Annotated in this window: 5 protein-coding genes and 1 pseudogene; 3 read left to right on the top strand and 3 right to left on the bottom strand. The window is 58.4% G+C overall.

Annotated features, from left to right (window positions below; genetic code table 11):
• Window positions 1–307 precede the first annotated feature (307 nt).
• Window positions 308–1474 (bottom strand): 30S ribosomal protein S1, encoded by a 1167-nt coding sequence (gene rpsA / locus DW171_RS09765; protein ID WP_022095232.1) that lies wholly within the window; start codon window positions 1472–1474, stop codon window positions 308–310.
• Between the two features lie 315 nt (window positions 1475–1789).
• On the opposite strand from rpsA, the gene DW171_RS09770 reads away from it, so the two are divergent.
• Window positions 1790–2548 carry an HAD family hydrolase gene (locus DW171_RS09770; RefSeq protein WP_117786459.1) on the top strand — a complete coding sequence of 253 codons (759 nt, stop codon included), beginning with the start codon at window positions 1790–1792 and terminating at the stop codon, window positions 2546–2548.
• Window positions 2549–2635: 87 nt separating this feature from the next.
• On the opposite strand, the gene DW171_RS09775 is transcribed toward DW171_RS09770, so the two are convergent.
• Together DW171_RS09775 and DW171_RS10265 are read right to left on the bottom strand one after the other, a co-directional pair.
• The gene (locus tag DW171_RS09775; RefSeq protein WP_369832477.1) at window positions 2636–3349 is read right to left on the bottom strand and encodes a DeoR/GlpR family DNA-binding transcription regulator; all 714 of its coding nucleotides are present in this window, start codon (window positions 3347–3349) and stop codon (window positions 2636–2638) included.
• 174 nt (window positions 3350–3523) lie between these two features.
• On the bottom strand, window positions 3524–5770 hold the full coding sequence (locus tag DW171_RS10265) for a PTS transporter subunit EIIC (protein WP_233539155.1): 2247 nt from the start codon (window positions 5768–5770) through the stop codon (window positions 3524–3526).
• Between DW171_RS10265 and DW171_RS09790 the strand changes: the two genes are divergently transcribed.
• Window positions 5747–6148: a hypothetical protein gene (locus DW171_RS09790; protein WP_233539156.1), complete on the top strand. Its 402-nt coding sequence runs from the start codon at window positions 5747–5749 to the stop codon at window positions 6146–6148. The two genes, DW171_RS10265 and DW171_RS09790, sit on opposite strands and share 24 nt — an antisense overlap.
• A gap of 89 nt (window positions 6149–6237) precedes the next feature.
• Window positions 6238–6522: pseudogene (locus DW171_RS09795) on the top strand (tryptophan--tRNA ligase); the annotation flags it as partial.

Below are 6522 nucleotides of genomic sequence, written 5' to 3' on the forward strand. Positions count from 1 at the left end.
AATGGCCTATCCGCTCAATGTGTTCGGCTGAGATCGGAAATCAACCATAAACCAAGAACCGCCATGCGTTACAATGATCCTGTCGATGGGCAACGTCGTCAGTCGAGACGCGACCGCGCTCCGCACCCCTCCGTCTACTCGGTGTGTTCCCGCCTCCTCCCCGAGGCGGGATGTCGGCTTTTTTCATGCACCGACAATCCAATAGCCTGTGGACAGCCCGGCAGCATTGCGCATCTCGGTGCCAAATGCAAAAAGGGACCCGTCCATTACGGACGGATCCCTTAAAACAAGTGATCGTCAAACCGATTTACTCGGCGTCGGTCTCCTCGTCCTTCTTCTCGGAAGGCAGCGGGGTAACCTCGATCTCGACGCCCAGAGTCTCAGCAGCAGACTTCATGGACAGGGAGATACGACGACGGTCGAGGTCGATCTCCATGACCTTGACCTGAACCTTGTCGCCAACGTGGGTGACCTGAGAAGGCTGGTCCACGTGCTTGTTGGCCATCTCGGAGATGTGCACCAGGCCCTCGATGCCCTCGCCCAGGTCGACGAAAGCGCCGAACGGGACAAGCTTGGTCACCGTGCCCTCGACGATAGCGCCGACGGGGTACTTCTTGACCAGTGCGCGCCACGGATCCTCGGTGGTCTGCTTGAGACCCAGGGAGATGCGCTCGCGGTTGAGGTCGACGTCGAGAACCTCGACCTCGACCTCCTGGCCGACCTTGACAACCTCGGAAGGATGGTTGACGTGGTTCCAGGAGAGCTCGGAGATGTGGATGAGGCCGTCGATACCGCCGAGGTCGACGAAGGCGCCGAAGTCGACGATGGAGGAAACGGTGCCCTGGAGACGCATGCCAGACTTGAGCTTGGACAGGATCTCGGAGCGCTCGGCCTTACGGGACTCCTCGAGCACGACGCGACGGGAGAGGACAACGTTGTTGCGGTTGCGGTCCATCTCGATGACGCGGGCCTCGATGCGGGTGCCCATGTAGGAGGTGAGGTCCTTGACGCGACGGAGGTCGACGAGGGAAGCGGGCAGGAAGCCACGCAGGCCGATGTCGAGGATCAGGCCGCCCTTGACAACCTCGATAACCTCGCCCTCGACGTTCTCGCCGGAGTTGAACTTCTCCTCGATGCGGTTCCAAGCACGCTCGTACTCGGCACGCTTCTTGGACAGGACCAGACGACCGTCCTTGTCCTCCTTCTGGAGAACCAGAGCCTCGATGGGATCACCGAGTGCAACGATGTCTGCAGGGTTAGCGTCCTTGCGGATGGACAGCTCGCGGACCGGGATAACGCCCTCGGACTTGAATCCGATGTCAACGAGCACCTCGTCATGCTCGATCTTAACGACAGTGCCGTTAACGAGATCGCCCTCATCAAAGTCGGTAATCGTACCGTCGATGAGGTTGTTCATCTCCTCCTCGTTGACATCGTCAAGAGAGAAAATGGACGAGTTCTGAATCTCACTCAAAGGTGGACCCCTTTCGAACTACGGGGCCCCGATTGCTAGGACCTACAGAAGGGTGCGACAAGCACACAACGTTTAGGAACACTCGGGAGCCGACAGATACTAATGTGACGCTTATGCAATCACGTTCGTATAGGTTACGGGGAAATGAGTTCGATTTCAAGCGTGAACTGCGATTTTTTACTCGTGTGGAGACTTTTTCGTAATCTTATGAACACACGTCTCCGCAACTTGACGATAACCAGCCAGGCATTCGGCTTTGGGGTAAAGTATCCGGAGCCAACGATTCTAGATCGATTTTTCGAGAAAGGTGCCCGCGTGCTCAAAGCAGTCGTTTTCGATATGGACGAAACGCTTCTTAGCATCAACCTCAACGCGTTCATCCTTCGATATTTTAAGGATGTCTCTTCGATGCTCGCGGATATCGGGCGCCGCAGCCGCGGTGGCACGATGGCACGCCTCGGCACCATCCTGGTCGACCTCAACGCCAATCGCCGCAGCAGCACGGACAATCGCACCAATCTTGAGTTTTACCAAGAAGAGGTCGAGCGCCGATGCGGCATTTGCCTCTCGGACCCACTTATCTACGAGGCGTTTACCTACTACGACCGCGAAGTTCTTCCGTACAAGAATGACGAACTCATCAACGCCCATGCCATGCCGGGCGCACACGCCGCACTCCAGGCCGTACAGGACGCAGGGCTGCGCTGTGCGCTCTTCACCAACCCCAGCTTTCCCCAGGGGGCTATTGAGTGCCGTATGGGCTGGGGCGATCTGGCCGACGCCCCCTTTGAGCTCGTGACGCACATGGGAAATGCCACCCGCTGCAAGCCCGATGCCACCTATTACCTCGAGCAGCTGCAGGCAATGGGGCTCGAGCCGCACGAGGTCCTTATGGTAGGCAACGACCCCAAGCGCGACTTCCCCAGTCCCGCCTGCGGTATCCAAACTGCCTATGTTGGCCAGGGAAAGCCGGGACTCGCCACCTGGCGCGGAACCATGGAAGACTTCGCCCGCGACTTTAACGCCGTAGTCGAAGCCTTCTACGAGCACCAAGTAGCCGACGAACTAAGCTAGTCCCCAAATCAGGAATGGGGCGCACGTTTGCCTCACGCTTCGTTACGTGGGCAACGGCTTGAGGGCAAGATGCGATGCCCCAGTGTCCTAGGCCGTGATCATTTTGACGCGTTCGCCGATTTTGGCGTCGCGCTTGTCGGAAATAACAGTAAAGCCCTCCAGGTCGCACACCTTTACATTTGAAAACACGTGGAACTTGGAGCTATCGGCGAGCACGTAACTCGCCTGGGAATTCTGCATCACGATACGTTTTTTGATAGCCTCGGGATAACCTGGCGTCATGATGCCGCGGTCCTCGTCCACCGCGTTGACACCTATAAACGCCCGGTCAAAGTACAGCTCGCGCAGCGCGCTCTCAACCATAGGACCGGTGAGCGAGCAGGTAACGGGGTTGAAGTCGCCGCCAATTACCACCACCTTAGCAGCAAGCTCGCCCGTAAACCAACATGCATAGCCGTTGGTGGTGTAGATAGTCACCGGCTTGTCGACGAGCAGGCTCAGGAGCGCCATCGCGGTGGTACCGGAGTCGACATAGACCGTCTCACCGTCCTCGACCTCCGCCGCCGCACAACGCGCGATCAGGTCCTTCTCGCTGCTCCGCTGCGCACCCTTCTCAAAAACGCTCGCCTCGTGAGCCGCGGAATGCAACTTAACCGCGCCGCCGGTCAGATACTCGATGCTCCCCCGCTTCTCAAGTTCTTTGAGGTCACGGCGAAGCGTAGACATCGACACATCGGGCATAAAGGCCGCGAGCTCGTCGATCTTGAGCAGATCGACCTCCTTAAGCTTATTGAGAATCAGTTCATGCGCTCATACGGAATCATCGGCGTTCCGTCCTTTTCATCTGTTTTCAAAGTTTACTCCAATCATGTCAATCAAAAGCAAAAAAGGGCCGCTGCGATATAAACAGCGACCCTTTATTAGATGGAAGTCGGTCTTAGCCTTGGACACATGGTGTGGGGCCTCAAAGCAAGACTAGGCGAGCTGATCGTCCTTACCGGTGAAGATGTAGCCGAGCACGCCGACGACAACAGCCGAGATAACCATACCGATCATGGCGAAGGCGAAGTTCATCGGATCGGAGGAGACGAAGGCCGGGAACGTGGTGACGGAGCCAAAGACAAAGGCAGTGGTGACAACCTTGAAAACGCCGAGGAACGCGCCACCGCAGGCACCGCCGATAATCTGAGCCAGGAAGAGCTTCTTATTCTTGAGGAGCATGCCAAAGAGCGTGGGCTCGATGATGGCAGAGAGGCAGATGGTCACGGCGCCGGTCATAGCAAAGCTCTTGAGCTTCTGGTCGCGGGCCTTGAGGAAGACGCCGAGGGCGCAGCCGATAACGGCAAAGTTGCAGGCAAAGGTGGCCGGGCAAATGTAGTCGAAGCCGTTGGAAGCGATGTTGTTGATCATGATAGGGTTGACGGCCCAGTGAATACCCATCGAGACGAGCACGGACCAGCCGCCGCCCACCAGGATGCCAGCAAGTACGTTGGAGCAGGCGATGAGCCAGTTGACCACGAAGGCAATGCCCTCGCCGGCATAGACGCCCAAGGGACCAATCACGAGCATAGTGGCGGGAACCATGATGATCAGCGAGACCGCGGGGAGCACGACGAGCCTGAGAGTCTCGGGCACATGCTCATCCAGGAACTTATAGAGGAACGAGTAAACCCAGATGGCGATGATGGCCGGGATAACGGTGGAGTTGTAGCTCATGAGCACCACGGGGATGCCGAAGAACTCGCTCATGGCGCCGTTGCCCGCATCGCCCATCAAGCCGATAAAATCGGGATAGAGCAAACAGGCGCAGATCAGAGCCGACAGGTACGGGCTCGCACCGAAGCGTTTGCCCGAGGAGAAGCCTAGAAGCACCGGCAGGAAGTAGAACACGCTCATCGAGAGGGTGTAGAGGATGGTGTAGGTACCCGTGCCCTCGGTGATAAGGCCAAGCTGAACCGCAAGGATTAGCAGGCCACGGAGGATACCGGAGCCGGCCATGGCGGGCAGCAGCGGAGCAAAGACGCCCGAGATAGCAGAGAAGATCCTGGAGACGATACCCTCATCGGAGGAGGTGCTCGTGGAGACCTCGGCGCCCGAGCCCTTGACGAGCGGCTCGAACTTCTCATAGAGCTTGGGCACCTCGGTGCCGATCAGCACTTGATACTGGCCGGCCGAGTTGACGGTGTTGACCACGCCGTCGACCTCCTTGACGGCCGCGTCGTCACACTTGGAATCGTCGCGTAGGTTCAGGCGAAGACGAGTGGCGCAGTGCGTCATGCCCGAGATGTTCTCGGGGCCGCCCACGGCGGCAAGAATGCCCTTGGCAGTAGCTTCCCAATCGCGTTTCATATAATGATTACCCCCCATCGTGCAGAAGAGCTCGCGCACGAGCGCGGCCGCTGCAAGCGCATCGTTTGCATCGATCACGGACTGAATCTTTTCCTGGCCCACGCTTTCCAGGGCGTCATTCATAAGCTTCATCATAACGAGGTTATGAGCGCACTCCCCTTCCGCATCCTCGATAATCGGGAACGTATCGAAGTAGACGGCGCGGTCAAAGGCGTACTTCTTGAGATAGAAGAGCATTTCGAGCATCTTGACAGGCGTAGCCATGCCAATCATGAGTCCGTCGTCCATCACGCCGTAACCATCGTTGAGGTGAATGCCGTAGAGCTTGCCGGCACGGCCGAAGATATCGGTAGCCATCGCGGGGTTCTCGTGCTTCATGAGCATGTGACAGTAATCGAGCGTGACACCCAGATTCTCGCGGTCCGCCGCGTTGAGGATCATGCCGGTGAGGCCCATCGTATCGATATAGGCGTAGCTGCGCTCCTCATAGGGCTTGTACTCGATGAAGATATGCAGGTCGGGCGCATAGTCGCAGACCGCCTGGAACGCCTTAACGAGGTTGTCAAACACGTGGGTGTAGTCGATCTGGAAGCTGTAGTCGAAGCCATCGTGGCCGAGCCAGATCGTCACGGTATCGCCGCCGCAGGTGCGACAGTAATCGCAGGCCTCATAGCAGAGCTTAAGCGCCTCTCCAGCGAGCGCGGGATCCTGGTTGCCCAGGTCCCCATTGATAAAATCGCTGCGAAAGCGAAGAGCCGTGCCGTTGAGCTTAAGATCGTGTGCGTCGAGCTTGGCCTTCATCTCCTCGGCGGGGATGCCCACCACGTGCTCAGGGTAATTAAGGTCCACATGGGTGAGGCCGACAAGGGCCACATCCACCATCGCCTGATCCAGGAGGGCTACGACCAGCGACAGGCGGTCCTGCTCATCTACGCATGGTGTCTACTGCTCTCCCTCGGCGCCATGGTGATCAACCAGGTCCCCGTGGGAGCCCGCGTGGTGATCTTCCTCTTGCTGTTCGCGTGCTCGGCGCTATTCGCCGCGCGCCTGCACCTGTTTGAGCCAGTACTGCGTCACCACTACAATCCCAAGACTCAGCGAGATGAGACCGTCACGCCCGAAGACCACGCTTTCGCCGCCGAGGAGCGCGCGGCGCACGTGGCCCATGAGGAGCGGCTCGAGCATATCGAGGGGCTCCTTCCCAAGAAGGGAAACGACCCTGCGGGACGACAAGGCGAAAACCATCGTTGATTCCGGCAAGAGACGCCGTTTCTCTGGTAGCTTCATCTTCAACCAAGACCGACAATGCCGGCCGGGCACTCAACCCAAAAGGAGACAGCATGCCCAACGAGCCCAGCTATGAGGTCAGCCTCGAGCGCAGCAACCAGATCCGCGCCGACCTGCCGCAGCACCCCGAGAAGTACACCATGCTCACCGGCGACCGCCCCACCGGCCGCCTGCACCTCGGCCACTACTTCGGCACGCTCAAGAGCCGTGTCGAGCTGCAGGACATGGCCGTGCACACCAACGTGCTCATCGCCGACTACCAGGTCATCACCGACCGCGACAGCACCGATAACATCCAGGACAACGTGTACAACATGGTCATGGACTACCTTGCCTGC

Source organism: Collinsella sp. AM15-2, from assembly GCF_003471985.1.
Taxonomy (GTDB): Bacteria; Actinomycetota; Coriobacteriia; order Coriobacteriales; family Coriobacteriaceae; genus Collinsella.